This window comes from Streptomyces sp. NPDC030820 (genome assembly GCF_055572075.1).
Genome location: NZ_JBVIEB010000009.1, coordinates 284493 through 311042, shown reverse-complemented (window position 1 = coordinate 311042; position 26550 = coordinate 284493). Strand labels below are relative to the sequence as shown.

At 70.4% G+C, this 26550-nt stretch carries 23 protein-coding genes; 12 read left to right on the top strand and 11 right to left on the bottom strand.

The window, feature by feature from the left end; genetic code table 11:
* Positions 1-24: 24 nt before the first annotated feature.
* On the top strand, positions 25-1344 hold the full coding sequence (locus tag ACZ418_RS25965; RefSeq protein ID WP_468367148.1) for a KamA family radical SAM protein: 1320 nt from the start codon (positions 25-27) through the stop codon (positions 1342-1344).
* Entirely contained in the window at positions 1345-1560 is a 216-nt protein-coding gene (locus ACZ418_RS25960) for a hypothetical protein (protein WP_468367145.1), read from the top strand.
* On the opposite strand, the gene ACZ418_RS25955 is transcribed toward ACZ418_RS25960, so the two are convergent.
* The gene (locus ACZ418_RS25955) at positions 1557-2993 is read right to left on the bottom strand and encodes a cytosine permease (RefSeq protein WP_468367142.1); all 1437 of its coding nucleotides are present in this window, start codon (positions 2991-2993) and stop codon (positions 1557-1559) included. The two genes, ACZ418_RS25960 and ACZ418_RS25955, sit on opposite strands and share 4 nt — an antisense overlap.
* 145 nt (positions 2994-3138) lie before the next feature.
* On the opposite strand from ACZ418_RS25955, the gene ureA reads away from it, so the two are divergent.
* The 6 genes from ureA to cimA all read left to right on the top strand — a co-directional run bounded on the left by ureA (position 3139) and on the right by cimA (position 9333).
* The gene (gene ureA, locus ACZ418_RS25950; protein ID WP_468367140.1) at positions 3139-3822 is read left to right on the top strand and encodes an urease subunit gamma; all 684 of its coding nucleotides are present in this window, start codon (positions 3139-3141) and stop codon (positions 3820-3822) included.
* Positions 3819-5501 (top strand): urease subunit alpha, encoded by a 1683-nt coding sequence (locus ACZ418_RS25945; protein ID WP_468367137.1) that lies wholly within the window; start codon positions 3819-3821, stop codon positions 5499-5501. The genes ureA and ACZ418_RS25945 overlap by 4 nt, the downstream gene beginning before the upstream one ends.
* 16 nt (positions 5502-5517) lie before the next feature.
* Entirely contained in the window at positions 5518-6561 is a 1044-nt protein-coding gene (locus tag ACZ418_RS25940; protein WP_468367135.1) for an agmatine deiminase family protein, read from the top strand.
* A gap of 26 nt (positions 6562-6587) precedes the next feature.
* The gene (locus ACZ418_RS25935; protein WP_468367132.1) at positions 6588-6743 is read left to right on the top strand and encodes a hypothetical protein; all 156 of its coding nucleotides are present in this window, start codon (positions 6588-6590) and stop codon (positions 6741-6743) included.
* Positions 6740-7357, top strand: a complete 618-nt coding sequence (locus ACZ418_RS25930; RefSeq protein ID WP_468367130.1) for a TetR/AcrR family transcriptional regulator — start codon at positions 6740-6742, stop codon at positions 7355-7357. The genes ACZ418_RS25935 and ACZ418_RS25930 overlap by 4 nt, the downstream gene beginning before the upstream one ends.
* 365 nt (positions 7358-7722) lie before the next feature.
* Positions 7723-9333: a citramalate synthase gene (gene cimA, locus ACZ418_RS25925; protein ID WP_468367127.1), complete on the top strand. Its 1611-nt coding sequence runs from the start codon at positions 7723-7725 to the stop codon at positions 9331-9333.
* 47 nt (positions 9334-9380) lie between these two features.
* Here cimA and ACZ418_RS25920 read toward each other — a convergent pair whose 3' ends face one another.
* Together ACZ418_RS25920 and ACZ418_RS25915 are read right to left on the bottom strand one after the other, a co-directional pair.
* Positions 9381-9980 (bottom strand): GOLPH3/VPS74 family protein, encoded by a 600-nt coding sequence (locus ACZ418_RS25920; RefSeq protein WP_468367124.1) that lies wholly within the window; start codon positions 9978-9980, stop codon positions 9381-9383.
* Positions 9981-10070: 90 nt separating this feature from the next.
* Complete coding sequence (locus ACZ418_RS25915; protein ID WP_468367121.1) at positions 10071-11936, bottom strand: ricin-type beta-trefoil lectin domain protein; 1866 nt, start codon at positions 11934-11936, stop codon at positions 10071-10073.
* A 108-nt stretch (positions 11937-12044) separates the two neighbouring features.
* Here ACZ418_RS25915 and ACZ418_RS25910 point away from each other — a divergent pair, with 108 nt between their 5' ends.
* Both ACZ418_RS25910 and ACZ418_RS25905 read left to right on the top strand, forming a co-directional pair.
* Positions 12045-15062, top strand: coding sequence for a glycoside hydrolase family 3 protein (locus ACZ418_RS25910; protein ID WP_468367118.1), 3018 nt, complete (start codon positions 12045-12047; stop codon positions 15060-15062).
* 47 nt (positions 15063-15109) lie between these two features.
* On the top strand, positions 15110-16477 hold the full coding sequence (locus ACZ418_RS25905; RefSeq protein ID WP_468367115.1) for a hypothetical protein: 1368 nt from the start codon (positions 15110-15112) through the stop codon (positions 16475-16477).
* 323 nt (positions 16478-16800) lie between these two features.
* On the opposite strand, the gene ACZ418_RS25900 is transcribed toward ACZ418_RS25905, so the two are convergent.
* Positions 16801-17397: a YceI family protein gene (locus ACZ418_RS25900; RefSeq protein WP_468367113.1), complete on the bottom strand. Its 597-nt coding sequence runs from the start codon at positions 17395-17397 to the stop codon at positions 16801-16803.
* Between the two features lie 401 nt (positions 17398-17798).
* Between ACZ418_RS25900 and ACZ418_RS25895 the strand changes: the two genes are divergently transcribed.
* Entirely contained in the window at positions 17799-19394 is a 1596-nt protein-coding gene (locus ACZ418_RS25895) for an acyl-CoA carboxylase subunit beta (RefSeq protein WP_468367110.1), read from the top strand.
* A 57-nt stretch (positions 19395-19451) separates the two neighbouring features.
* Positions 19452-19649 (top strand): acyl-CoA carboxylase subunit epsilon, encoded by a 198-nt coding sequence (locus tag ACZ418_RS25890; protein ID WP_468367108.1) that lies wholly within the window; start codon positions 19452-19454, stop codon positions 19647-19649.
* 135 nt (positions 19650-19784) lie between these two features.
* Here the strand turns inward: ACZ418_RS25890 and ACZ418_RS25885 are convergent, their stop codons facing one another.
* The 7 genes from ACZ418_RS25885 to ACZ418_RS25855 all read right to left on the bottom strand — a co-directional run bounded on the left by ACZ418_RS25885 (position 19785) and on the right by ACZ418_RS25855 (position 26543).
* On the bottom strand, positions 19785-20366 hold the full coding sequence (locus ACZ418_RS25885; RefSeq protein WP_031224757.1) for a GTP-binding protein: 582 nt from the start codon (positions 20364-20366) through the stop codon (positions 19785-19787).
* Entirely contained in the window at positions 20347-20916 is a 570-nt protein-coding gene (locus ACZ418_RS25880) for a DUF742 domain-containing protein (protein ID WP_388628155.1), read from the bottom strand. Before ACZ418_RS25880 ends, ACZ418_RS25885 begins: the two co-directional genes overlap by 20 nt.
* A 94-nt stretch (positions 20917-21010) precedes the next feature.
* On the bottom strand, positions 21011-21424 hold the full coding sequence (locus ACZ418_RS25875) for a roadblock/LC7 domain-containing protein (RefSeq protein WP_004983065.1): 414 nt from the start codon (positions 21422-21424) through the stop codon (positions 21011-21013).
* 10 nt (positions 21425-21434) lie between these two features.
* Positions 21435-24674 (bottom strand): sensor histidine kinase, encoded by a 3240-nt coding sequence (locus tag ACZ418_RS25870; RefSeq protein ID WP_468367105.1) that lies wholly within the window; start codon positions 24672-24674, stop codon positions 21435-21437.
* A 390-nt stretch (positions 24675-25064) separates the two neighbouring features.
* Complete coding sequence (locus ACZ418_RS25865; RefSeq protein WP_184970470.1) at positions 25065-25640, bottom strand: GTP-binding protein; 576 nt, start codon at positions 25638-25640, stop codon at positions 25065-25067.
* Positions 25621-26019, bottom strand: a complete 399-nt coding sequence (locus ACZ418_RS25860) for a DUF742 domain-containing protein (RefSeq protein WP_030168425.1) — start codon at positions 26017-26019, stop codon at positions 25621-25623. The genes ACZ418_RS25865 and ACZ418_RS25860 overlap by 20 nt, the downstream gene beginning before the upstream one ends.
* A gap of 110 nt (positions 26020-26129) precedes the next feature.
* Positions 26130-26543, bottom strand: coding sequence for a roadblock/LC7 domain-containing protein (locus ACZ418_RS25855; protein WP_023546525.1), 414 nt, complete (start codon positions 26541-26543; stop codon positions 26130-26132).
* Between the last annotated feature and the right edge of the window lie 7 nt (positions 26544-26550).

The following is a 26550-nucleotide window of genomic DNA, read 5'->3' as shown; positions in this document are numbered from 1 at the left end:
CACAGAATAGAGGCCCTGGCAGAAATGAGTTTCGTGCTCCACCCCGCTCCGCAGGCGCAACCCCGGTATCGCGCCTTCACCCCCCGTGACCTGGACGGACTGCTGGACCGGGTGTCCCTGCCGCCCGCCGAGCGGCTCGCCCTGCGGGCCGTGTCGGCGGTCCTGCCCTTCCGCACGAACTCCTACGTGGTGGACGAACTGATCGACTGGTCGGCCGTCCCCGACGACCCCGTCTTCCGGCTGACCTTCCCGCAGAGCGGCATGCTGCCCGCGCACGAACTGCGCCGGATGGCGGACCTGCTCGCCCAGGACGCGCCCGGCGCCGAGGTCCGGCGCGCCGCGCACGAGATCCGGATGCGGCTCAACCCGCACCCCTCCGGCCAGCTCGACGCGAACGTGCCCGTGCACGAGGGCCACCGCCTGACGGGGCTTCAGCACAAGTACCCCGAGACGGTGCTGGTCTTTCCGCGGCAGGGCCAGACCTGCCACGCCTACTGCACCTACTGCTTCCGCTGGCCGCAGTTCGTCGGCGAGTCCGAGCTGCGCATCGCCACCGACGACATCGCCGCCACCAGCGCTTATCTGCGCGCCCATCCCGAGGTGACCAGCGCGCTCATCACCGGCGGCGACCCGCTGGTGATGAGCACCGAGGTGCTGCGCCGCTATGTGGAGCCGCTGCTCGCCATCGACACCCTCCGCTCGGTCCGGATCGGCACCAAGTCGCTGGCCTTCTGGCCGTACCGCTTCCTGACCGACCGGGACGCCGACGACCTGCTGCGGCTCTTCGAGAAGGTCGTCGCCAGTGGCCGCCACCTGGCGCTCATGGCCCACTTCACGCACCCGCGGGAACTGCGCCCGCCGGTGGTGCGGGAGGCGATGCGCCGGGTGCGGGACACCGGCGCGGTGATCCGCTGCCAGGGGCCGCTGGTCGCCGGGATCAACGACAGCGCCGAGGCGTGGGCGGAGCTGTGGGAGGAGACGACCGCGCTGGGGGCGGTGCCGTACTACCAGTTCGTGGAGCGGGACACCGGGCCGCAGGGCTACTTCGGGGTGCCGCTGGCCCGCGGCCACGCGATCTTCCGGGACGCCTACGCCCGGGTCTCCGGGCTCGCCCGCACGGTGCGCGGACCGGTGATGTCGGCGATGCCGGGCAAGGTCTGCGTGGACGGCATCGCCGAGGTGGCGGGCGAGAAGGTCTTCGTCCTCCACCTCATCCAGGCCCGCGACCCCGAACTGGTGGACCGCCCGTTCTTCGCGGCGTACGACGAGGGCGCGACCTGGTTCACCGACCTGAAGCCGGCCTTCGGCGCGACTCGGTTCCTGCCGGGCCTGGAGGTGGGGTGAATGGCCTCGTCTTCACAGCCGACGGCCGCGGTTGCCGGTCTGGCGCTTGCCGTGGCGGTTCTGCTGTCCCTCGTCGCGGCGCTGCTCGCCGTGATCGTCCGGACGACCACGGCCGGTCGGCGGACGGACGCGCTTCCGGCTGCAGCAGTGGTCTTCTCCGCGACCATGGGGCTGAGCCTGGCCAGTCTCGCGAGTGTCGGTCTGCTTCGGAGCTAGCGCACGCTCTCCGCGCCGACCCGTTCCTGCGCGGCCTCGACGCGGGCCGATGCCGGTTGCCGGGGCGTCAGGATCAGGTGGATCAGGCCGCCCACCGCGCCCGACAGCAGGAAGCTGCAGTCCACGCCGCCGGTCAGGTGCAGCAGCGGGCCCTGGTACGACGGCAGGGACACCGCCAGCAGACCGACGCCGGCGCCCAGTGCCCAGGAGACGGCCGCCCGCACGTTCCAGCCGGCGCGGTACCAGTAGATCCCGCCCCGCGAGCGGCGGTTGAAGACCTGCAGGGCGTCGGCGTCGTACACACCGCGGCAGCGGGCGAAGCCGATGAGGGTGATGACCGCCCAGGGGGTGCCGATGGCGGTGAGCAGCAGCACGAAGGACGTCATCGCGGACTGCGCGTTCCAGGCGTAGTGGCCGACGAACACGCAGGCCGTGGCCACGATCGCGACCGTGTAGGTGGCACGGGCGCGGGACGCCCTGGGCAGGATGGCGTCCAGGTCCAGGCCCATGGAGTACAGCATCAGACCGGCGTTGCCGACCGAGCCGGCCGAGGCGGACAGCAGCAGCGGGATCAGGTACCAGGTGGGGGAGGCCGCCACCAGCGGACCGGCGTAGTCCAGTGCCGCGTGGGCGCCGTACGCCGTGAACGTGCCGAACAGCTGCGGCACCAGTAGGCCCAGGGTCAACCCCAGCCAAGTGGCCCTCAGGACGCGGCGGCCCGAGTGCCGGGCGGGGGAGATGTAGCGGGTGTAGTCGCCGAGCAGGGTGATGAAGGCGATGGGACCGGACAGGCCGGCGGCCACGGCCGACAGGAACCAGGTCGGCCAGAACGAGCCGAGCAGGTAGCCGCCCGTCTCGGGCATGGCCGCGGTGGTGAAGTGCGGGGCGTAGGCGAAGACGCCGAGCACCAGCAGGACGGTCATGCCGATGGACAGGACCTTGGACATGTTCAGCAGCACCCGGTAGCCGTACACCGCGCCCGCGACCGTGGCGCCGGCCAGCAGCGCGTAGACGACGGCGTACGACACCCCGTCCGCGGGTAGCCCGAACATCCGGCCGAGCACGCTGATCATCACGTCGCCGCCGATCCACACCGTCAGCGCGGTGTACCCGAGGGCGAGCAGCAGGCCGACGACCGAGCCGACCAGCCGGCCCCGGACGCCGAACTGGGCGCCGGAGGAGGTGGAGAGGTTGGTCGCGGTGCGCAGCGAGATCAGGGCCAGGGGCGCCGTCACCGCCGTACCGGCGATCGTGCCTGCCACGATCGAGCTGACCGACGCCCACCAGCCGAGCCCGAAGGACGGCGGCAGCCAGCCGAAGATGATCACCCCGAGGCAGAGGTTGGAGCCGAGCAGGATCGAGACGAGGTCGCGCGGACCGCTGGTCCGTTCCTCGTCCGGGATGGTGTCGACTCCGCGCTGTTCTATCGGCATGGCTGGTCTCCCTCGACTACCGCCGGTTCCGTTTGAGCGACGCTCAATGTGGCGTGAGGCAAGGCCCTCGGTCAATGCTTCAGTTTCACGAATTCTGTGTTTAGAGTGATGTTCTAAAGTATGGAAGACAAGGAGGTGTCGCGTCGTGAGACTGACCCCTACGGAACGTGACCGGCTGCTGCTCTTCGGAGCCGCCGAGCTGGCCCGGACCCGCCGGGCGCGCGGCCTCCGGCTGAATGTGCCGGAAGCGACCGCGCTGATCGCTGACACCGTGTGCGAGGCGGCCCGGGACGGCAGGCGGCTCGCCGAGGCCATCGAGGCGGCCCGGTCCGTACTCGGCCCCGAGGACGTGCTCCCGGGGGTCGCAGACGTCGTCACGGAGGTGATGGTCGAGGCGGTCTTCGACGACGGCTCCCGGCTCGCGGTGGTCTCCGACCCCATCGGCGGCAGCCTCGGCGACCAGGCACCGGGCGCGCTGCTCCCGGCGCCCGGGCACTCCGAGCCCGACGCGGTCGTACGGCTCACGGTCACCAACACGGCGACCGTGCCGGTCTCCGTCACCTCCCACTTCCACTTCTTCGAGGCCAACCCGCGCCTCGACTTCGCACGGGAGAAGGCCTACGGGATGCGCCTCGCCGTCCCCGCCGGCTCCTCGGTGCGCTTCGGCCCCGGCGAGAGCGTCGAGGTGGGACTGGTGCCGATCGGCGGCGACCGGATCGCGATCGGCTTCGCCGGACTGGTCGACGGGCCGCTGGACGCGCCCGGCGCGAAGGAGGAGGCCCTGCGCAGGGCCGAGGCCTGCGGATACCTGGGAGCTGAGAACCGATGAACCCCTACGAGTACGCGGCCACCCACGGCCCCCGCGCCGGCGACCGCATCCGCCTCGGCGACTGCGGGCTCACCGTCCGGGTGGAGTCCGACTCCCAGCGCTACGGCGACGAGTTCCTGGCCGGCTTCGGCAAGACCGCCCGCGACGGACTGCACCTGAAGGCCGCCTCCGTCCGCGAGACCTGTGACGTCGTCATCAGCAACGTCGTCGTGATCGACCCGGTGCAGGGCATCCGCAAGGTGTCGATCGGCATCCGCGAGGGGCGCATCTGCGCCATCGGACGCGCCGGCAACCCGGACACCCTCGACGGCGTCGACGTCGTCGTCGGCACCGGTACCTCCATCGTCTCCGGCGAGGGGCTGATCGCCACCGCCGGAGCCGTCGACACCCATGTCCACCTGCTGTCGCCGCGCATCATGGAGGCCTCGCTCGCCTCCGGCGTGACCACGATCATCGGGCAGGAGTTCGGCCCCGTGTGGGGCGTCGGCGTCAACTCGCCCTGGGCGCTGCGCCACGCCTTCAACGCCTTCGACGCCTGGCCGGTCAACATCGGCTTCCTGGGCCGGGGTTCGTCCTCGCACGGCGCTCCTCTGGTCGAGGCGCTGGCCGAGGGCGGCGCGTGCGGCTTCAAGGTGCACGAGGACATGGGCGCCCACACCCGCGCCCTCGACACGGCCCTGCGGGTCGCCGAGGAACACGACGTCCAGGTGGCCCTGCACAGCGACGGCCTGAACGAGTGCCTGTCGGTCGAGGACACCCTGAGGGTGCTGGAGGGCCGCACCATCCACGCCTTCCACATCGAGGGCTGCGGCGGCGGACACGTGCCCAACGTGCTGAAGATGGCCGGTGTCCCGAACGTCATCGGCTCCTCCACCAACCCCACCCTGCCCTTCGGCCGGGACGCGGTCGCCGAGCACTACGGCATGATCGTCTCCGTCCACGACCTCAAGCCCGACCTGCCCGGCGACGCCGCCATGGCCCGCGACCGCATCCGGGCCGGCACGATGGGCGCCGAGGACGTGCTGCACGACCTGGGCGCGATCGGCATCACCTCCTCCGACGCCCAGGGCATGGGCCGCGCCGGCGAGACGGTCCGCCGTACCTTCGCCATGGCCGGCAAGATGAAGGCCGAGCTGGGCCCCCTGGAGGGCGACGGCGAGGACGACGACAACGCCCGCGTCCTGCGCTACCTGGCCAAGCTGACCATCAACCCCGCCATCGCGCACGGCCTCGCGCACGAGGTCGGCTCGATCGAGGTCGGCAAGCTCGCCGACATCGTGCTGTGGCGGCCGGAGTACTTCGGCGCCAAACCGCAGCTCGTCCTCAAGTCCGGCTTCCCGGCGTACGGCGTGACCGGCGACCCCAACGCGGCCACCGACACCTGTGAACCCCTCGTCCTAGGCCCGCAGTTCGGCTCGTACGGCGCCACGGCGGCCGACCTCTCGGTCGCGTTCGTCGCCCAGGCCGCCGTCGACCAGGGGGGCGACACGATGCCCACCCGCCGGCGGCGGGTCGCCGTGCGCGGCACCCGAGGCATCGGCCCGGCCGACCTGCGGCTGAACGCCCGTATCGGCGCGGTCGACGTCGACCGGCGCACCGGTCTGGTCACTCTCGACGGCGACCCGCTGCGCTCCGAGCCCGCCGACTCCGTCTCCCTCAACCGCCTCTACTTCCTCTGAGAATCCGGGAATTCCCATGACGACCCCCGCCGCCGACGGCTTCCGTATGCCCGCCGAGTGGACCCCGCACGAGCGCACCTGGATGGCGTGGCCGGGCCCCAACCCCACCTTCGACGACCCGGAGGACCTCGCCGCCTCGCGCGCCGCCTGGGCCTCGGTGGCCCGTGCGATCCGCCGCTTCGAGCCCGTGACCGTGGTCTGCGGCCCCGGCCAGTCCGCCGAGGCGCGGGCGTTGCTCGGCCCGGACATCGACACCGTCGAGCGGGACCTGGACGACGCCTGGATGCGGGACATCGGCCCCACCTTCCTGACCAACGGCAAGGGCGAACTGGCCGCCGTGGACTGGACGTTCAACGGCTGGGGCGCCCAGGACTGGGCCCGCTGGGAGCACGACTCCAAGATCGCCGCGTATGTCTCCGACCTGGCGGGTGCCAAGACGTACGCCTCGCGGCTGGTCAACGAGGGCGGCGCGATCCACGTCGACGGCGAGGGCACGGTCCTGCTGACGGAGACCGTCCAGCTCGGCCCCGAGCGCAACCCGCACTGGTCGAAGGAGGAGGTCGAGGCCGAGATCCACGCCCACCTCGGCACACGGAAGGCGATCTGGCTGCCGCGCGGCCTCACCGGCGACTACCCTCCCTTCGGCTTCGGCACCCTCGGCCACGTCGACATCGTGGCCGCCTTCGCCCGGCCCGGTGTCGTGGTGGCGCACTCCCAGCCGGACCCCGCCCACCCCGACCACGAGGTCACCAAGGAGGTCATCGGCATCCTGCGCTCCCAGACGGACGCCCGGGGCCGCAAGCTGGAGGTCGTGGAGGTGCCCGCGCCGACCGTCCTGGAGGCCGACGGCCACTGGGCCGACTACTCCTACATCAACCACTACATCTGCAACGACGGCCTGGTGCTGTGCGGCTTCGACGACCCGCGTGACGAGATCGCCGCCGGGATCTTCCGCCGGCTCTTCCCCGAGCGGACGGTGACCCTGGTGGACGCGCGCCGGATCTTCGCGGGTGGCGGCGGCGTTCACTGCATCACCCAGCAGCAGCCGAAGGTCCGGTGACGGCCGCGGTCAGGTAGAACATACGCGTGGATGTACTGCTCTGCGCCGCGTGCGGCCGCCGGCTGACCGAACCGGTCCGGCGTCTCGACGAGATCCCGGAGTTCCCCGGCCGGGACCGGCTGCCCGGACCCGACGGGGAGCACGGCGCCGCCCGCGACGCCGTACGGGCGGTCCCGGCATGAGCGAGAACCCGTCCTCCCGCCGCCGTACCCCCGCCCCGCCGCGCGAGGACGTCCTCGCTGCCGCCATGGACATGATCGCCGAGCGCGGTCTGGAGCAGCTCACCATGGCGGCGCTCGGCCGCGAGGTCGGGATGAGCAGCGGCCATCTCCTCTACTACTTCCGTTCCAAGGACGAGCTGCTGCTGCAGACCCTGGAGTGGAGCGAGGGCAGGCTCGGTGCGGAGCGGGGCCGGCTGCTGGCCCGTCCCGGAACCGCGCGGGAACGTCTGTCCGCCTACGTCGACCTGTACGTCCCCGACGGCCACCGCGACCCGCACTGGACGCTGTGGCTGGAGGTCTGGAACCGCTCGCAGAACGCGGACGACGAGGCCCGCGCCCGGCAGGCCGCCATCGAGGGGGCGTGGCATCGCGACCTGGTCGCGCTGATCGCCGAGGGCGTGTCGCGCGGGGAGTTCCGCCAGGTGGACGCGGACCGCTTCGCGACGAGGCTGCGAGCGCTGCTGGACGGGTTCTCCATCCATGTGGCCATCGGGTTGCGCGGCACGGACCGGGACCAGGTTCTCGTGCATGTGAGGGAGTTCATCGCCGACTCGCTCCTGGTGCCGGCCGGGTGAGGGAATCGTTCGTGTACGCGACCCGGACCTCGCCCCGGGGGAGGGACCGTACGGACTCCAGTCCGACGACCGCATCCTGAGACGGACGGCGAGCCGGGGGCGGATTTGTGCCAGACTGCCCCCGTGCTCTCGTTCGCCATGATTATTGGCAGCAGGCGCGCCGGTCCGCAGTGACCACCTCGTACGACCAGGTGCGGGTGGCCACCGTCGTCCTCGACCCGCGCGCAGACCTCTCGCACCCGCGAGGGGTTTTTTCGTTTTCCGGCCCACCTGCAGCCGGGAGCGGTGCGCGAGGGACCATTGGGGGGACGGTGGAGCCGGTCATTCCGGTAAGACCGAAGATCCACAACAGGAGCCTTGACACCATGACCGAGACGGCAACCAACGAGCTCGACGACTCGTTCCACGTCTTCGACACCACGCTGCGCGACGGCGCGCAGCGCGAGGGAATCAACCTCACCGTCGCGGACAAGCTCGCCATCGCACGGCACCTGGACGACTTCGGCGTCGGCTTCATCGAGGGCGGCTGGCCCGGCGCCAACCCCCGTGACACCGAGTTCTTCGCCCGCGCACAGGCGGAGATCGACTTCAAACACGCCCAGCTGGTCGCCTTCGGCGCCACCCGCCGCGCCGGTGCCAAGGCCGCCGAAGACCCCCAGGTCAAGGCACTGCTCGAGGCCGGCGCCCCGGTGATCACCCTGGTCGCCAAGTCGCACGACCGGCATGTGGAACTGGCGCTGCGCACCACGCTCGACGAGAACCTGGAGATGGTCCGCGACACGGTGTCGTACCTGAAGGACCAGGGCCGCCGGGTCTTCGTGGACTGCGAGCACTTCTTCGACGGCTACCGGGCCAATCCCGAGTACGCCAAGGCCGTGGTCCGTACGGCCGCCGAGGCGGGCGCCGACGTCGTCGTCCTGTGCGACACCAACGGCGGCATGCTCCCCGCCCAGATCCACGCCGTCGTCGCCACCGTCCTCGCCGACACAGGCGCCCGGCTCGGCATCCACGCCCAGGACGACACCGGCTGCGCGGTCGCCAACACCCTGGCCGCCGTGGACGCGGGCGCGACCCACGTCCAGTGCACCGCCAACGGCTACGGGGAGCGCGTCGGCAACGCCAACCTGTTCCCGGTCGTCGCCGCCCTGGAGCTGAAGTACGGCAAGAAGGTGCTGCCCGAGGGCAAGCTGCGCGAGACGACCCGGATCTCGCACGCCATCGCCGAGGTCGTCAACCTGACCCCGTCCACCCATCAGCCGTACGTCGGTGTCTCCGCCTTCGCCCACAAGGCCGGCCTGCACGCCTCCGCGATCAAGGTCGACCCGGACCTGTACCAGCACATCGACCCCGAGCAGGTCGGCAACACCATGCGCATGCTGGTGTCCGACATGGCGGGCCGCGCCTCGGTCGAGCTCAAGGGCAAGGAGCTGGGCATCGACCTCGGCGGCGACCGGGAACTGGTCGGCCGGGTGGTCGAGCGGGTCAAGGAGCGCGAGCTCAAGGGCTACACCTACGAGGCCGCCGACGCCAGCTTCGAGCTGTTGCTGCGGGCCGAGGTCGAGGGCCGCCCGCTGAAGTACTTCGACGTCGAGTCCTGGCGGGCCATCGTCGAGGACCGCCCCGACGGCACGCACGCCAACGAGGCCACGGTGAAGCTGTGGGCCAAGAGCGAGCGGATCGTCGCCACGGCGGAGGGCAACGGCCCGGTCAACGCCCTGGACCGCGCCCTGCGCGTCGCCCTGGAGAAGATCTACCCCCAGCTCGCCAAGCTGGAGCTGGTCGACTACAAGGTCCGCATCCTGGAGGGCAAGCACGGCACCCAGTCCACCACCCGCGTGCTGATCTCCACCTCGGACGGCGCCGGCGAGTGGTCCACGGTCGGCGTGGCGGACAACGTCATCGCCGCGTCCTGGCAGGCCCTGGAGGACGCGTATACGTACGGTCTGCTGCGGGCCGGGGTGGAACCGGCGGAGTAACTGCGGCGGCGGCACCTCTCAGCGAGCAGCGCCCTCGCCCCGCCCGGCTACGGCGCTCGCCAGATGTTGTCGAAAGCGGCGTTCTCGATGCGGCGCCGCTCCCGCACGGCCCCCAGTTCCGTCACCGCGTCGCCGACCGCCACCAGCACGGTGACGACCGCCTCCTCCCCGGGCTCCTCCTCCGGCGGCCGCTCGCCCTGGATGCCCAGGGTGGCGGCGAGAGAGGCGAGGACCGGCTCGCGGGACCACCAGCGGTCGGCGGCGTGCCGGCGGGCCGGGGTGTCGGCGGCCGCCGCCTTGTCCGCGCGGTGGGGCCAGCGGTGCCGCTTCCCGGAGAGCTGCCCGGAGGTGTCCAGGACGTCGCGGTAGGCCGTGGCCAGCCCTTCCCCCCGGCGCCACAGCCAGTCCTCGACCGTCTCGTGCGGCTCCTTGCGCACGAGCGCGGCCCCGGCCTCGTCCAGCATCCGGTCACCCGTCGTCAGCACGGGACCGGGCACGATGTGGTCGCCGTCCAGGGTGAGCGCCCGCGCCCGGAGCAGATCGATCAGCTCGGCCCCGGCGAGCGCCAGCGACAGATCGCCCGACTCGACGGGGTGATCGCCGGGTATGTCGAGACTGACGAGGAACAGATCCTGCGGTGTGGTCATACCTCATCGTCCCCCAGCCGCCGAGCGGGCGCCGCTCAGCGGCGCCCCCGGGTGAACCCGCACCCGTCGGTGACGGCCTGGACGGGCGCGCTACTGCAGGTGCCACTTCTGGTTCGCGGCACCGGTGCACGACCAGATCTGTGCCCGCGCCCCGTTCGCCGACGAGTTGTCCGTCACGTCGAGGCACTTGTTCGCGGCAAGGTTCACGACATCCCCGGTGGACGCGTTGTACGACCACTGCTGCGCCCCGGTGCCATTGCAGTCGTACAACTGCACCTTGGCGCCGTCCGCCGTCGAACCCGACGTCACGTCCAGGCACTTGCCGAGCGCCTGGACCGACCCGTCGGCCATCACCGTCCACTGCTGGGCGGCGGTGCCGTTGCAGTCGTAGAGCTGTACGGCCGTACCGTTGGCGCTCGAACCGCCCGCCACGTCCAGGCACTTGCCGGCCAGGCCGACGAAGGAGCCGGTGTCCGAGCCGCCGCCGGACTGGGTGCCGGACCAGGTGAAGGTGGCCGAGGTCCTGCCCGGCAGTGAGTAAGTGGCGTGTTCCGAGCCCCAGTTGATGGTCACGGTCTGCGCCGAGGACGAGTTGTTGTACGCGATCAGCGCCTTGCTGCCGTCGGGGTTGCGCCAGGCCACGTTCGGCACGGTGGTGGACGCCGTGGAGGCGATCCGCCGGGCGCCCGGCCGGACGAACTTGGTCAGGTGGCCCATGTCGTAGTACTCGACGGTGTAGTCCACGGTGCCGCTCTGCCCGTCCCCGTTGTGCACGGTGACCAGACCGGTGCAGGTGCCGCAACCGCCGTTGTGGGGACCGCCGTTCTGGTCCACGGCCAGCGACCACTTGGTCACCGACTTCGCCCAGTTGCGGGTGTAGTCGATGATGTTGGACATGTCCTCGCGCTGCTGGTCGGCGATCCAGGTGCCGCCCGAGTGCTCGGTGCCGAAGGCGTCCAGCGAGGGGTACTGGTTGTGCACGGTGGTCTGCTTGGTGACGTCGCCGCCGTAGCCGTGCCAGGCGATCCCGCCGAAGTTGGGGTGGTCGCGGATCGCCGGATCGTCGACGCTCTGGGCCGCGTAGGAGTCGTAGGTGTCCCAGTTCCAGTCGTGGGCCAGGACCTTCGTGGAGAGCCCCGCCGACTGCAGTTGCGGCAGCAGGTCGGTCTTGAGGAAGTACTGGATGCCGGACGCGTTCCAGCTCATCGACGGGTAGCCGGAACAACAGGTCGGCTCGTTCTGCGGGGTGACGTACGAGACGTTGATCCCCTGGTCCCTGTACGCCTGGAGGTACTTCACGAAGTAGGAGGCGTACGCGCCGTAGTCCTCGGCCTTGAGCCAGCCGCCGTTGAGCGAGCCGCTGTCCTTCATCCAGGCCGGCGCGGTCCACGGCGAGGCCATCACCGTCAGGGACGGGTTGAGCTGCAGCGCCTGCCTGGTGAGCGGGACGACATCCGCGAGGTCGTGCGCGATCGAGAACCGCGTGAGGTTCGGGTCGGTCTGGCCGGACGGCACGTCGTCGTACGTGTAGCCGTATCGTGCGAGGTCCGAGGCGCCCATCGGGTTGCGCAGGAACGACAGTCCGATGCCGTCCGTCGGCGAGAACAGCTTGCGCATGGTCGCGTCCCGGGTGGCCTGGGACAGCGCCCCGCTGCTGTTCATCAGCCAGGCCGCGGTGTCCGTGAAGGAGGCGCCGCCGCCGGTGAAGGTCTGGTAGCGGGTGTTCTCGTCGACGGTGATGTTCGTGCCGCCGCCGCCCGTGCCGGACTGGAAGGCGAACGGCGTCTGTGACTGCAGGCCGCGTACGACATGCCGGCCGGCGGAGTCGTCGGTGGTGGTGAGCCAGGCCGTGACCTGCTCGCCGGCCGCGTGCGCGGGGGGTACGGCGGCGATGAAGCCGGCGGCGGAGAGCAGTCCGGCCAGCAGCAGCCGGGCCGTGCGGGGGGTTCTCCTCATGTGCGTCGCCCTTCAACTGACGTGCACTCTTGACGGGTTGGGGAGCCGTTAGTTAACTCACGGCGTGATCTAAGTCATGAGTGAACCACGAGAGCCGAGGGAAGGTCCATGCCGAGAACCGCCCTGCTCGTCTCCGGGGCCCTGCTCGCCGCCCTGTTGCCCCTGTCCGCCGCGGCGCACGCCGCCGACGACCCCGCCCCGGTGCCCGTCGACCGCTTCGAGGGCGAGGTGCCCTTCGCCGGCCAGCCCGCCGACGGCATCTTCACCTGGGGAAGCGACGCCGACGACCCGCCCACCCTGCACCTCACCGACCGCACCGACGCCCCCGAGGGCGCCAAGGTCCTCACCGGCACCTACGACATCAGCGGCTACGGCGGCTTCACCCACGACTTCGCCGCCGGCCAGCCCGCCCACGACTGGTCCGCCCACCAGGGCATCCGCTTCTGGTGGGAGGGCCGGAACAACGGCCGCAAGATCGCCTTCGAGATCAAGGACGGTGGCACGAACGGCGAGGCCTCGGAACTCTGGACGACCTCCTTCACCGACGACTTCACCGGCTGGAAGCAGATCGAGATCCCCTTTGCCGACTTCCAGTACCGCACCGACTACCAGCCCGTCGGCGGCATCGACCACGTCCTCGGCCTCACACAGATGTGGGGGTACGCCGTCACCCTCCCGGCCGGCACCAGGGGCGACTTCGCCATGGACGACGTCGAGCTGTACGGAAAGGCCGACCAGTCGCTGCGCGCCTCCGTCGGCACCGACGCGCCCGTGTATCCCGTCAAGGCGGGCGGCGCCGCCGAGGTCAAGGTCACGCTGGCCACGACCGGGGACCGGCCGATCGAGGACCCCGTGACGGTCACGTACTCGACGCAGGGCGGCACCGCCACCGCCGGCCGGGACTACACCCCGGCCGAAGGCACCCTCACCTTCCCGGCCGGCGCCGCCTCGGGTACCACGCGGACCATCGAGGTCCTCACCCGGGAGAACAAGGCCCCGGCAGCCGCGAGGACCATCCCGCTCAAGCTCACGGTCACCGGCGCCAAGGCCCCTGCCGAGACCCCGCAGGTCGTCATCGACGCGCACGGACTGCCGTACCTGAACAGCAAGTTGCCCGTGAAGAAGCGCGTCGCGGATCTGCTGTCCCGTATGTCCCTTCAGGAGAAGGCCGGGCAGATGACCCAGGCCGAGCGCGGGGCCGTCGGAGGCGGGGGCGACATCGCGGCGTACGGCCTCGGCTCGCTGCTGTCCGGCGGCGGCTCCACACCCACGCCCAACACCCCCGAGGCCTGGGCGAAGATGATCGACGGCTTCCAGCTCCGCGCCCAGGCGACGCGGTTCCAGATCCCGCTGATCTACGGCGTCGACGCGGTCCACGGCCACAACAACCTGAGCGGCGCCACGATCATGCCGCACAACATCGGCATCGGCGCGACGAGGGATCCCCAACTGGCCCGGAGAACCGGCGCGGTGACGGCAAGTGAGGTGCGTGCCACCGGTATCCCCTGGGACTTCGCACCGTGCCTGTGCGTGAGCCGTGACGAACGCTGGGGGCGCTCCTACGAGTCCTTCGGTGAGGACCCGGCCCTCGTGCAGTCCATGGAGACCATCATCCAGGGCCTGCAAGGTGCACCGGACGGGCGGAACCTGAGGGACGACGACAAGGTGCTCGCCACCGCCAAGCACTTCGTCGGCGACGGCGGCACCGCGTACGGCTCCTCCACCACCGGCACCTACACCATCGACCAGGGCGTCACCACGGTCACCCGGCAGCAGCTGGAGGACATCCACCTGGCGCCGTACAAGACCGCCGTCGAGCGCGGCATCGGCTCGGTCATGCCCTCGTACTCCTCGCTGAACATCGTCGGCGACGGCAAGGGCACGGTGAAGATGCACGCACGCGGCGACATGATCAACGGTGTGCTCAAGGACCGGATGGGCTTCTCCGGTTTCGTCATCAGCGACTGGAACGCCATCGACCAGCTCCCCGGCGACTACGCGACCCACGTCCGCACGGCGGTGAACGCGGGCGTCGACATGATGATGGTGCCGTACTCCTACAAGGACTTCAGCGGCACGCTCGTCGACGAGGTGAAGGCGGGGCGGATCAGCGAGAAGCGGATGGACGACGCCGTCGCCCGCATCCTCACCCAGAAGTTCAGGCTGGGCCTCTTCGAGCGCCCCTACGCCGACACGTCCGGCGCCGCCGCCATCGGCTCCCCGGCCCACCGCGCGGTCGCCCGCCAGGCCGCCGCCGAGTCGCAGGTGCTGCTGAAGAACAGCGGCGGGCTGCTGCCGCTGAAGAAGAGCGAGAAGGTGTACGTCGCCGGGTCGAACGCCGACGACCTCGGCAACCAGACCGGCGGCTGGACCCTCACCTGGCAGGGCGCGTCCGGCACCCACACCCGGGGCACGACCATCCTGCAGGGGATGCGGGACGCCGGCGGGAACGTCACCTACTCCAAGGACGCCTCCGCCCCGACCGACGGCTACGACGTCGGCGTGGTCGTCGTCGGTGAGACCCCGTACGCCGAGGGCGTCGGCGACGTCGGCAACGGCCACGGCCTCCAGCTGTCCGCGGCCGACCGGGCGGCCGTGGACAAGGTGTGCGCCGCCATGAAGTGCGCGGTGCTGATCGTCTCCGGCCGGCCGCAGCTCGTCGGCGACCGGCTGGACAGGATCGACGCGCTGGTGGCCTCCTGGCTGCCCGGCACCGAGGGCGAGGGCGTCGCCGACGTCCTCTACGGCAAGCGCGCCTTCACCGGACAGCTCCCCGTCACCTGGCCGAAGTCCGAGTCCCAGCTCCCGATCAACGTCGGCGACGCCTCGTACGACCCGCAGTTCCCCTACGGCTGGGGCCTGACCACGCTCACCGACGTCCCGCGGGGCGGCACGGCCACGCTGAGGGCGCTGGGTGCGGCGGCCACGGCGGCCGAGCGGAAGGGTGACGACCGGGCAGGGCGTGAACTGGTGACCAAGGCACGGCTGCTCGTCCAGCAGAAGGTGGGCGAGCGGATGACACAGGCGGTGGCGGGGCCCTTCGCCGACGCCGACCACCTGCTGCTGACCGGCCGGTACGCAAAGGCGGTGGAGAAGCTGGTCGAGGCATACCGGGCCGCCGGGTAGAGCTGCCCCTATGCCCGGCTACGGGAGGCTTCGGGTAGTTTCGAAGGATGAAGGCCGTCCTGCGGACCCGAAGCCTCCCAGCCCTGCTGCTGGCCACCCTCGCCCTGATCGTCGCGACCGTGTTCGCCCCCGGGGCGAGCGCGGACACGAGCATCTCCGCCATCGCCCGGGCCCTCAGCAAGAGCCCGGTCTACGTCGACCCGGCCGCCTCGGCCCAGCTGCCGAAGGCCGATGCCGACGCGCTCGCGAAACGCATCAAGGACGCGAACAAACCGCTGTTCATCGCGGTGCTCCCGGCCGGCTACCCGACCGCGAACCTCTTCTCCGACCTGCGCGCGGCCACCGGCATCACCGGCCTGTACGGCATCCGCCTCGGGGACCGCTTCGACGCCCGCGCCGACTCCTCCGTGATGTCGGCGACGGCCCGGCGGAACCTGGTCTCGAGCGTCCAGGGCGAGCAGGCCAAGGCCCAGCTCAGCGACTTCACCGACCGCGCCCTGGCCAACATGGGAGGCCACGCCCCGAAGACCTGGGGCGGCTCGGGCGGGGGATCCTCCGGCACGGCCCTGATCGCGGTGGCCGCGGTGCTGGTGGCGGGCGGTGTCGGCGCCTACGCACTGGTCCGCCGCAGCCGCCGGCGGCGCGCCGAGGAGCAGCGGGCCGCCCTGGAGCGCCTGCGGGTGGTCGTGGACGAGGACATCACCGCCTTCGGTGAGGAACTGGACCGCCTCGACTTCCAGCCGGCCGAGCCCGGCGCCGACGACGCGATGCGCGCCGACTACGAACACGCCCTGGACGCCTACGAGTCCGCCAAGCAGCGCATGACCGCCGCGAGCCGCCCGGAGGACGTCCGCACGGTCACCGAGGCGCTGGAGGACGGCCGCTTCTCCCTGGCCCGGCTGGCCGCCCGCCGTGAGGGCCGGCCCCTGCCCGAGCGCCGCCCGCCCTGCTTCTTCGATCCGCGGCACGGCCCCTCGGTGAGCGACGCCACCTGGACCCCGCCCGGCGGCGCCCCGCGCCAGGTCCCCGTCTGCGCGGCCGACGCCACACGGCTGGCCGACGGCCGCGACCCGGTCGTCCGCGAGGTCGACACCGACTACGGTCGCCGCCCCTACTGGGACGCGGGCCCCGCCTACGGTCCCTGGGCGGGCGGCTACTTCGGCGGCGGCATCCTGCCCGGCCTGCTCGTCGGCACGCTCCTCGGCAGCATGATGGCCACCCCCTCGTACGCGGCCGACTACGGCAGCGGGTACGGCGACTTCGGCCCCGGCGGTGACTTCGGGGGCGACTACCAGGGCGGCGACGTCTCCGGCACGGACTTCGACGCCGGGGACTTCGGCGGCGGGTTCGGGGACGGCGGAGACTTCGGCGGGGGAGGGGGCGACGGCGGGGGCGACTTCGGCGGGGGGTTCTGAACGCCGGACCCGCCGGACCCGCCCAGCCGTCGGCGGCGTTCGCCCTCTTCGTCCGTGTCCAGGGACCCCAGCCGCTCCACCAGCCCGACCGCCGGCGCCGGCACGCCGCGCTCGGTCTCGCCGAGCGACCCGAGTGCCCCGGCGAGCCAGGCGTCCCGCTCGGCCATGTCCCGCTCCAGCGCCCGCCGTCCGGACCCGGCGAGCGACAGCACGGCCCGATCGCGGCGGCGTGGTGGCTGCATGCCCGCAGGACGCACGAGCGCCCGCCTCCCGTTTCCGGGGAGCGGGCGCGCTCGGGTGTTGGCGGCCGGACCGCCGGAGGCTCAGGCCTGCTTGATCGCCGAGATGTCGAAGTTCAGCTTGATCTTGTCGGAGACGAGCATCCCGCCGGTCTCCAGCGCCGCGTTCCAGGTCAGGCCCCACTCGGAGCGCAGGATCTCGGCCTTGCCCTCGAAGCCGACGCGCTCGTTGCCGAACGGGTCCTTCGCGGCGCCGTTGAACTCCAGGTCGATGGTGATCGGCCGGGTCACGCCGAGCAGGGAGAGGTCGCCGGTGATGCGGTAGTCGTCGCCGCCCAGGGCCTCCGCCTTGGTGGAGCGGAAGGTCATGACCGGGAACTCGTCGATCTTGAAGAAGTCGGCCGACTTCAGGTGGCCGTCCCGGTCGGCGTTGCCGGTGTCGATGCTCTCCATCTTGACGTCGAGCGTGGCGGTGGAGTTGCTGGGGTCGGCCCCGTCCAGGTGCAGGGTGCCGGAGAAGTCCTGGAAGGCGCCCTTGACGTTGGTGACCATCGCGTGGCGCGCCACGAAACCGATCGTGGTGTGCGCCGGGTCGATGGTGTATTCGCCGGTCAGCGCGGTCAGGTCGGGGCCGGCGGCAGGGGCCTGCGGGGTGTTCTCTTTGCGGCTGAAGATGCCCATGACGTTCTCCTGGAGGTTTCTGTTTAACGTTCAACGAACCTAACGGTTTCGACCGTAGACCTATTCCGTTCAGTTTTCAACATCATCCGCAGAGTGACTTCGGGGTAACCTCTGGTGATCTCCTGCCTCTGGAGTCGACCGGTACGGTGGGGGCGTGGAGGCCCTTTCGGCGGACCGCCGTCCGAGGGTCCGTGTCACCCCGGCGATGGCATGCGCCAGCCGCGAATGTGAGCTGGCTCTCAGGTGCCGCCTTTGTGGCCCCCCTACAACACCGACGCCCTGTGAGCAGTCGGAACGGCTGCACGCGGTCACGGTTCTGTTCACTGGCACCAGGAAAACGGTCCGGAGACTGTACGGAGTCAACGGCCCGCTTTCCTTGGTGTCCTTCGTAAGGTCGCTACATGACCGTTTTGGAAGAGACGACGGGTGAGCCGACCGGCGAGCCGACGGACGCGCGCGGACGGGTCGCCGAGCTGCACGACATTCGTGCCCAGGCCGTGGCCGGCCCCAGCGAGAAGGCGACCGAGGCGCAGCACGCCAAGGGCAAGCTGACGGCGCGGGAGCGGATCGAGCTGCTCCTGGACCCGGGGTCCTTCCAGGAGGTCGAGCAGCTGCGCCGGCACCGGGCGACCGGCTTCGGCCTCGAGGCGAAGAAGCCGTACACCGACGGTGTCATCACCGGCTGGGGCACGGTGGAGGGCCGTACGGTCTTCGTCTACGCGCATGACTTCCGGATCTTCGGCGGCGCACTGGGCGAGGCTCACGCCACCAAGATCCACAAGATCATGGACATGGCCATCGCGGCCGGCGCGCCCCTCGTGTCGCTGAACGACGGCGCCGGCGCCCGTATCCAGGAGGGCGTCAGCGCCCTCGCCGGGTACGGCGGCATCTTCCAGCGCAACACCAAGGCGTCGGGTGTCATCCCGCAGATCTCGGTGATGCTCGGCCCGTGCGCGGGCGGCGCGGCCTACTCGCCGGCCCTGACCGACTTCGTCTTCATGGTCCGCGAGACGTCCCAGATGTTCATCACGGGCCCGGACGTGGTCAAGGCGGTCACCGGCGAGGAGATCACCCAGAACGGCCTGGGCGGCGCCGACGTCCACGCCGAGACCTCCGGAGTCTGCCACTTCGCCTACGACGACGAGGAGACCTGCATCGCCGAGGTGCGCTACCTCCTCTCGCTCCTCCCGCAGAACAACCGGGAGAACCCGCCCCGGGTGGAGTCGTCCGACCCGGTCGACCGGCGCAGCGACGTCCTGCTCGACCTGGTCCCGGCCGACGGCAACCGGCCCTACGACATGGCCAAGGTCATCGAGGAGATCGTCGACGACGGCGAGTACCTGGAGGTCCACGAGCGCTGGGCGCGGAACATCATCTGTGCGCTGGCCCGCCTGGACGGCCAGGTGGTCGGCATCATCGCCAACCAGCCGCAGGTCCTCGCCGGCGTCCTGGACATCGAGGCGAGTGAAAAAGCTGCGCGCTTTGTCCAGATGTGTGACGCTTTCAATGTCCCGATCGTCACCTTCCTGGACGTGCCGGGGTTCCTCCCCGGTGTCGACCAGGAGCACGGCGGAATCATCCGCCACGGCGCGAAGCTGCTGTACGCCTACTGCAACGCGACCGTGCCGAGGATTTCGCTGATCCTGCGCAAGGCGTACGGAGGTGCCTACATCGTCATGGACTCCCAGTCGATCGGCGCCGACCTCACCTACGCCTGGCCGACCAACGAGATCGCCGTCATGGGCGCGGAAGGCGCCGCGAACGTCATCTTCCGCCGCCAGATCGCCGGGGCGGAAGACCCCGAGGCCATGCGCCAGAAGATGGTCAAGGAGTACAAGGCCGAGCTGATGCACCCGTACTACGCGGCCGAGCGCGGCCTCGTGGACGACGTCATCGACCCCGCCGAGACCCGTGAGGTCCTGGTCAAGTCCCTGGCCATGCTGCAGTCCAAGCACGCCGACCTGCCCTCCCGCAAGCACGGCAACCCCCCGCAGTAACCGAGCGGACCCGCCGCGGCAACCCCGCGGACCTCTCTCTCACGGAGACTGACACCCATGAGCACTCCTGACATCCGCGTCGAGAAGGGCCACGCCGAGCCCGAGGAAGTCGCCGCCATCACGGCCGTCCTCCTGGCCCGCGCGGCCGCCCAGCCGGCGCCTTCGGTCCACTCCCACCGAGCCCGCGCCAAGGCCGGCTGGCGCCGCCTGGAACGCGAGGGCGGCTTCCGGGCACCGCACAGCTGGCACGGCTAGGCTGCGCCGCTCAGCAGACCATAGAAGAAGGGCCCCTCTGGAGAGGGGCCCTTCTTGCTGTGTACGCCGCCGAGCAAAAAGAAACCCCCGCGCCCCGAAAGGGGCGCGGGGGAACTGCGCGAGCAACCGGCCGAACTACCGAAGCCGAGCCATCAGAGCGTGCTCCACGAGAGTGATGAGCGTGGACTTGGCGTCAGCGCGATGGCGGGCGTCGGTCGTGATGATCGGGGTGTCGGGGCCGATCTGCAGGGCCTCGCGGACCTCGTCGGGGTTGTACGGCTGGTTGCCGTCGAAGCCGTTCAGCGCGATGACGAAGGGCAGGCCGCTGTTCTCGAAGTAGTCGACGGCCGGGAAGCAGTCGGCGAGGCGCCGGGTGTCCACGAGCACCACCGCGCCGATCGCACCGCGTACCAGGTCGTCCCACATGAACCAGAACCGGTCCTGGCCGGGGGTGCCGAACAGGTACAGGATGAGGTCCTGGTCCAGGGTGATACGGCCGAAGTCCATGGCGACGGTGGTCGTCGTCTTGTCTCCGGTGTGGGTGAGGTCGTCGATGCCGGCCGAAGCGGACGTCATGACGGCCTCTGTGCGCAGCGGGTTGATCTCCGAGACGGCGCCGACGAACGTGGTCTTGCCCACGCCGAAGCCGCCCGCCACCACGATCTTCGCGGAGGTGGTGGAGCGGGAAGGACCGCCGCTAGAGCTTGCGAAGTCCACTGAGCACCCTTTCGAGCAGTGTCACGTCTGGCTGGCCACCGGCGTTCTCGTCGCCGCCGGGCTGATGGATGGCGACCAGGCCCGCCTCCGCCAAGTCGGCGACGAGGATCCTGGCCACGCCGAGGGGGATTGTCAGGAGCGCGGAGATTTCGGCTACCGACTTGATCTCACGGCAGAGGTTGCAGATCCGCTGATGCTCGGGCAGTTGGCCCTGCATCTGGTGCGGAGCGGCGGTGGTGTGCACCAGTGCCTCGATGGCGAGCTGGTAGCGCGGGCGGGTCCGGCCGCCGGTCATGGCGTACGGACGCACCAAGGGGTTGTTCGATGCGGTCGCGGGCGCCGGCTCGGGGCGGCGCTGCGGTTGCACCGGCTGGATCCGCGGGGCCGGCGGCTGGTCGTACGGCGACGGGCCGGGGCCCTGCGGCGCGTACGGCTGCCGGTGGCTCGGGGAGGAGGGGAAGTTGTACCGGTTCGCCGAACCGCCGTCCTGGCCCTGGGCAGGGCCGTACGACCAGTTTCCCGAATGCGAACCGCCTGGGGGTGTTGCCACTTTCTCCTCCTCCGACTGCGCCGGGCACCCATCCGTGTGGAGCCGCGTCCCGAAACCTTACGGCCCCGGGACGCGTATACGCACCGTTGGTCTGTTAGTTGAGAAGGCTTCCCTGGAGCTCTGCACGCAGATCCGGGGTGAGGACCGTGCCCGCGCGGTCCACCAGAAGGGCCATCTCGTACCCGATGAGACCGATGTCCGCTTCCGGGTGGGCCAGTACGGCGAGCGACGAGCCGTCGGAGATGGACATGATGAAGAGGAATCCCCGCTCCATCTCCACAACCGTCTGATTCACACTGCCCCCCTCGAAGATTCGGGAGGCGCCTGCCGTCAGAGACGTCAGACCGGAGGCGACGGCCGCGAGCTGGTCGGCGCGGTCGCGGGGGAAGCCTTCGGACATCGCCAGAAGGAGTCCGTCGGCGGAGACCACCACCGTGTGGGACACCCCCGGGGTGTTGTCCACGAAGTTGGTGATCAACCAGTTCAGGTTCTGTGCCGCCTGGCTCATCGGGCTCACACTAACGCTCCTGGTTGTAGGTGCTGTCAGGACCGAAGCCCTGGCCGTTCGTTTCACTGCCTGCGTTGCGTCCGCGCTGGACGCCTCGACGCAGGTTGCTCAGCCTGCCCCGGACGTCCTCCGGAGCGCGGGAGACCTGTGGGCCTCCCTGGGGGGTGGTCTCGGCGGAACCCGAGACCAGGTTGGCCTTGGGCACCCGCCGCGGCAGGCCGGAAGCGGTGACCCCGCCTGCCTTGGGCTTCCGGAGCTGCGCCGCCTGCTGCCAGCGCTCGTCGTTCTGCGAGCGCCAGCCGCTGTCGCCGTTCGTCCCCGGAGCGTTGCCCGGCGCGGGAGCCGGCGCTTCCTGCTGCACGCGCGCCGTGCCACCCGTGGCACCCGAGCCGTTGGAACCGCTCGCGACGGATCCGCGGCGGGGCAGCCCGGCGTCGGTCAGCTCGTGGGCGGCGGGAGAGGCCGGTCCCGGACGGTCGAAGCCTACGCGGTTCCGCTCACTCGCGTCAGCGGCCTGCGAGGATTCCGTTTCCGGAGCGTAATGAGCCGGGTAGCCGTTCTGGTAGCCGTCCTGCTGGGGCTGCTGCGGCCAGTCGTCCTGATACGACGGGCTCGCGGCCGGCTCCGCGTACGCGGGGTCAGGGTAGCCGCCGTTGGAGGAGTAGTACTGCTCGTCGTACGGCTTGTCGTACGACTGCTCCTCGAAGGCGGCCTGCTGCGGCTCCGCGTACGCCTGCTCCGCGTACGCCTGCTTCTCGTACGTCTGCTGCGCCTGCTCCTGGTAGGACCGCTCCTCGTACGACGGCTGCTGGCGCTCCTGGTACGCCGGCTGTTCGTCGAACAGCGGGTCGGCGTAGCCGGTGGGGGCCTCCGCGGCCTCCTGCTGCGGCAGATCGGACTGCTGGCCGTGCGTCTGCGCCTCCAGGGCCGCCCGGCGCTCCTCGCGCATCAGGGAGCGGCCGACCGGGTCCAGCTCGCGGATGTCGTCGGGGACGTCCGCGTACCGGCTGTCGTCGAAGCCCAGTTCGGCGGCGGTGCGCAGGGGCTGCGCAAGGTTGAAGTTCTCACCCTGGAACTGCTGCTCCGGGATGATCTGCGAGACGGTGAACTCCTCGCGGTCCAGCGGGGCCTCGCCGCCACCGCCGTGCGTGATCGCGTCCGGCAGCATGACCAGCGAGGTCGTACCGGCCTGCTCGCCCGAGGGGCGCAGCTGGACGCGGATGCCGTGCCGGTCGGACAGCCGGCCCACCACGAACAGGCCCATGCGCTGGGAGATCGCGGCGTCCACGGTCGGCGGGTTGGCCAGCTTGTGGTTGATGTCCGCGAAGTCCTCGGCGGTCAGGCCGATGCCCTTGTCGTGGATCTCGATCATGACGCGGCCGTCGGGGAGACGGGTCGCGGTGACACGGACCTTGGTCTGCGGGGAGGAGAACGTGGTGGCGTTCTCCAGCAGCTCGGCCAGCAGGTGCACGAGGTCGGTGACCGCGCGGCCGTGGATCTCGGCCTCGGGGACGCCGGACAGCTCGATGCGCTCGTACTGCTCCACCTCGGAGGAGGCGGCGCGCAGCACGTCGACCAGCGGGACCGGCTGGTCCCAGCGGCGGCCGGGCTCCTCGCCGGCGAGGACCAGCAGGTTCTCGCCGTTGCGGCGCATACGGGTGGCCAGGTGGTCCAGCCTGAAGAGGTTCTCCAGCTGGTCCGGGTCGGCCTCGTTGTTCTCCAGGTCGGTGATCAGGGTCAGCTGGCCCTCGATCAGCGACTGGTTGCGGCGCGAGAGGTTGGTGAAGATCGCGTTGATGTTGCCTCGCAGCAGAGCCTGCTCCGAGGCGAGCCGGACGGCCTCGCGGTGGACCTGGTCGAAGGCGCGGGCGACCTCGCCGATCTCGTCCTTGGTGTTGATCGGGATCGGCGCGACCCGGGTGTCGACCCGGCCGGGGTCGGTGCGCGAGAGCTGGTCGACCAGCATCGGCAGACGCTGCTCGGCGATGCCGAAGGCGGCGTTGCGCAGCTGGCGCATCGAGCGGCTCATCTGGCGGGCCACGGCACCGGCCAGGATGAAGGCCAGCAGCAGGGCGACCACGACGACGGCGCCGGTGATGATCGCGGAGGTCTTGGCGTTGTCGGCGATGTCCGAGGCCTCGTTCACCGCCTTGTCGGCCATGTCCGACTCGATCTGGTGGTAGGCGTCGAACTTGAGGGTGTTGACCGCCCACCAGTTCTCAGGGGTGATGCCCCTGGCAGCGAGCTGCTGACGCGCGACCGGGCTGGGGGAGTCCAGCGTGGCGAGGGCCGTGACCATGTACTTGGGGTCGGACGGCGGCGGCACGTAGTTCGGGTCCTTGGCCTTGGCCTGCTGCGCCATCGCCACGGCCTTGGTCTGGATGTCCTTCTTCTCGGAGTCCAGCTTCGCCGCGTCGGCCTCGGTGCCACCGCCCAGGTACTCCTCGACGGCGATGCCCTCCAGATAGGCGTAGGAGGAGAGGGCGACGCGCTGGCTCGCCAGGTTGGGGGCGTCCGGACCCGGCTTGACCAGCATGTGCATGCCGATCGAGCGGTCCAGCGACAGCGCCGCCTTGGTGAGCGAGATGGCGTAGACGGTACGGCCGTAGGAGGTGATGTTGCCGGTGCCCAGGCCCAGCTCGTTGGCGAACTCCATCAGCGGGTGGGCGACCTTGACGTAGCCCTCCTCGGTCTGCACGCCGGGGAACTTGGAGGTGTAGGCGCCGGCGCGCAGCGTCTGCAGGAAGGGCTCGGCCTCGCGGAACAGCTTCAGCCGGCGCTCCAGGCCGGACTTGTGCGGCATGCTCTGCGCGGCCTGGTCGAAGGCGTCGGCGGCCTGGTCGGTCGCGTTGCGGGCCGCCGTGACGGTCGCCTTGTCCTTGGCGGTCTCCAGCTTGCCCTTGAGCAGCGGGGCGGCGGTGACGTCCCGCTCGTTGTAGAGCGCGTTGGCGTACGACAGCGAGGCGCGCACCAGGCGGGCGGTGTTCTCGGCGTCGCGGGCCTGCTGCCAGGTGTCGATCGACGTCTTCACCTGGAAGCCGCCCATGACGAGCCCGACCGCCACGGGTATCAGCAGGATCGCGTTCAGTCTGGTCGGCACGCGCCAGTTGCGCGGGGAGAACCGGCCGCCGCTCGGCGCGGGAGCGGCAGCCGGCTCCGCACCGGTCACAGGGGTGGGCGCCGCAGCGCGCGGCGGCGGGGTGAAGTTGCCCCGCGCCGACGGCTCGGGACCGTTCTTGCTTCGCCTCACTCGACCAACAACCTCTCGGCGGTCGGCACCTACGTCGTGCCGCAGTCTCTCAGAGCCCGGTTCGTCATCGACTACTCAGTACGTCTTTGACTAATGGGCAGTTCAGGCATTCCAGCACGTGGACCAGTGCTCTTCCAAACAGCGGAAACCCCTCTGTGATGCTCTTGTAAGGCCCAGATAAAACGGTCATAAAGAGCGAGCCCCGGCAAAAGGCGGGGCGATTGTGAGCACAGCGGTACTGCGCGACCGCGTCGCGTGGTGACGCCGGGGGATTCCTCTGCCGAACTGTTATGAACACCGGAGCCGACCGTGTCAAAGGCCACAGTCGGCTCCGGTTTTCTTTACGACAACTGCCGTATGTGACGTCGTACTTGAGTACGGACGCCTGTGCTACTTGAGCCGTGCCATGAGAGCGTGCTCGACCAGCGTGATCAGCGCACTCTTGGCATCGGCGCGGTGCCGGGCGTCGGTCGTGATGATCGGGGTGTCCGGTCCGATCTGCAACGCTTCCCGCACTTCCTCGGGGGCGTACGGCTGCTGGCCGTCGAAGCCGTTGAGGGCGACGACGAACGGCAGGCCGCTGTTCTCGAAGTAGTCGACGGCCGGGAAGCAGTCGGCGAGGCGCCGGGTGTCCACGAGCACCACCGCGCCGATCGCACCGCGTACCAGGTCGTCCCACATGAACCAGAACCGGTCCTGGCCGGGGGTGCCGAACAGGTACAGGATGAGGTCCTGGTCCAGGGTGATACGGCCGAAGTCCATGGCGACGGTGGTCGTCGTCTTGTCTCCGGTGTGGGTGAGGTCGTCGATGCCGGCCGAAGCGGACGTCATGACGGCCTCTGTGCGCAGCGGGTTGATCTCCGAGACGGCGCCGACGAACGTGGTCTTGCCCACGCCGAAGCCGCCCGCCACCACGATCTTCGCGGAGGTGGTGGCCCGGCCCGCGTCAGAGCTTGCGAAGTCCACTGAGCACCCTTTCGAGCAGCGTCACGTCCGGTGCGCCGCCGTTGTTCTCGTCGCCCCCCGGCTGGTGGATGGCGACCAGGCCGGCCTCGGCGAGATCGGCGACCAGGATCCGGGCCACCCCGAGCGGCATGGTCAGCAGCGCGGAGACCTCCGCGACCGACTTGACCTCCCGGCACAGGTGGCAGATGCGCTGGTGCTCCGGGAGCAGTCCCATGAGCGCTGCCGGATCGGCCGTGGTGCTGATCAGCGCCTCGATCGCGAGCTGATACCGCGGCCGGGTCCGGCCACCGGTCATCGCATACGGCCGTACCAGTGGCTGGTCGCCCTCGTCCCCGTACGGCTCCGCGTACGGATCGTGATGGGCGGTGGGCGGGGTCATGAATCCTCCGGGCGGGACAGCAAGTCGGTCAGTCAAGCCGTCGGACGGGGCCGGTGGGGGGATTGTGGCGGCCGGACGGTGGTTTGGTGAGGTGGGTGGTGCCGGGGCAGTCAGTGAAGCAGACTGCCTTGGAGTTCGGCGCGCAGGTCCGGGGTGAGTACCGCCCCTGCGCGGTCGACGAGCAGTGCCATCTCGTAGCCGACGAGACCGATGTCGCACTCGGGGTGGGCCAGGACCGCGAGGGACGACCCGTCCGAGACGGACATCAGGAAGAGGAACCCGCGTTCCATCTCGACGACGGTCTGCGCCACGGTGCCGCCCTCGAAGATCCGGGAGGCCCCGGCCGTGAGGGAGGTCAACCCCGACGCGACGGCCGCCAGCTGGTCGGCGCGGTCCCGCGGGAAGCCTTCGGACATCGCCAGCAGAAGGCCGTCGGCGGAGACCACCACCGTGTGCGACACCCCGGGGGTGTTGTCCACGAAGTTGGTGATCAACCAGTTCAGGTTCTGTGCCGCCTGGCTCATCGGACTC

Coding starts and splice junctions, on each gene's coding strand:
- ACZ418_RS25930 (WP_468367130.1), top strand. CDS start 6,740: ATGAGCGAGAACCCGTCCTCCCGCCGCCGTACCCCCGCCCCGCCGCGC.
- ACZ418_RS25855 (WP_023546525.1), bottom strand. CDS start 26,543: ATGAGCCAGGCGGCACAGAACCTGAACTGGTTGATCACCAACTTCGTG.
- ACZ418_RS25965 (WP_468367148.1), top strand. CDS start 25: ATGAGTTTCGTGCTCCACCCCGCTCCGCAGGCGCAACCCCGGTATCGC.
- ACZ418_RS25890 (WP_468367108.1), top strand. CDS start 19,452: ATGAGCACTCCTGACATCCGCGTCGAGAAGGGCCACGCCGAGCCCGAG.
- ACZ418_RS25955 (WP_468367142.1), bottom strand. CDS start 2,993: ATGCCGATAGAACAGCGCGGAGTCGACACCATCCCGGACGAGGAACGG.
- ACZ418_RS25860 (WP_030168425.1), bottom strand. CDS start 26,019: ATGACCCCGCCCACCGCCCATCACGATCCGTACGCGGAGCCGTACGGG.
- cimA (WP_468367127.1), top strand. CDS start 7,723: ATGACCGAGACGGCAACCAACGAGCTCGACGACTCGTTCCACGTCTTC.
- ACZ418_RS25900 (WP_468367113.1), bottom strand. CDS start 17,397: ATGGGCATCTTCAGCCGCAAAGAGAACACCCCGCAGGCCCCTGCCGCC.
- ACZ418_RS25875 (WP_004983065.1), bottom strand. CDS start 21,424: ATGAGCCAGGCGGCACAGAACCTGAACTGGTTGATCACCAACTTCGTG.
- ACZ418_RS25895 (WP_468367110.1), top strand. CDS start 17,799: ATGACCGTTTTGGAAGAGACGACGGGTGAGCCGACCGGCGAGCCGACG.
- ACZ418_RS25915 (WP_468367121.1), bottom strand. CDS start 11,936: ATGAGGAGAACCCCCCGCACGGCCCGGCTGCTGCTGGCCGGACTGCTC.
- ACZ418_RS25945 (WP_468367137.1), top strand. CDS start 3,819: ATGAACCCCTACGAGTACGCGGCCACCCACGGCCCCCGCGCCGGCGAC.
- ACZ418_RS25920 (WP_468367124.1), bottom strand. CDS start 9,980: ATGACCACACCGCAGGATCTGTTCCTCGTCAGTCTCGACATACCCGGC.
- ACZ418_RS25940 (WP_468367135.1), top strand. CDS start 5,518: ATGACGACCCCCGCCGCCGACGGCTTCCGTATGCCCGCCGAGTGGACC.
- ACZ418_RS25905 (WP_468367115.1), top strand. CDS start 15,110: ATGAAGGCCGTCCTGCGGACCCGAAGCCTCCCAGCCCTGCTGCTGGCC.
- ACZ418_RS25960 (WP_468367145.1), top strand. CDS start 1,345: ATGGCCTCGTCTTCACAGCCGACGGCCGCGGTTGCCGGTCTGGCGCTT.
- ACZ418_RS25910 (WP_468367118.1), top strand. CDS start 12,045: ATGCCGAGAACCGCCCTGCTCGTCTCCGGGGCCCTGCTCGCCGCCCTG.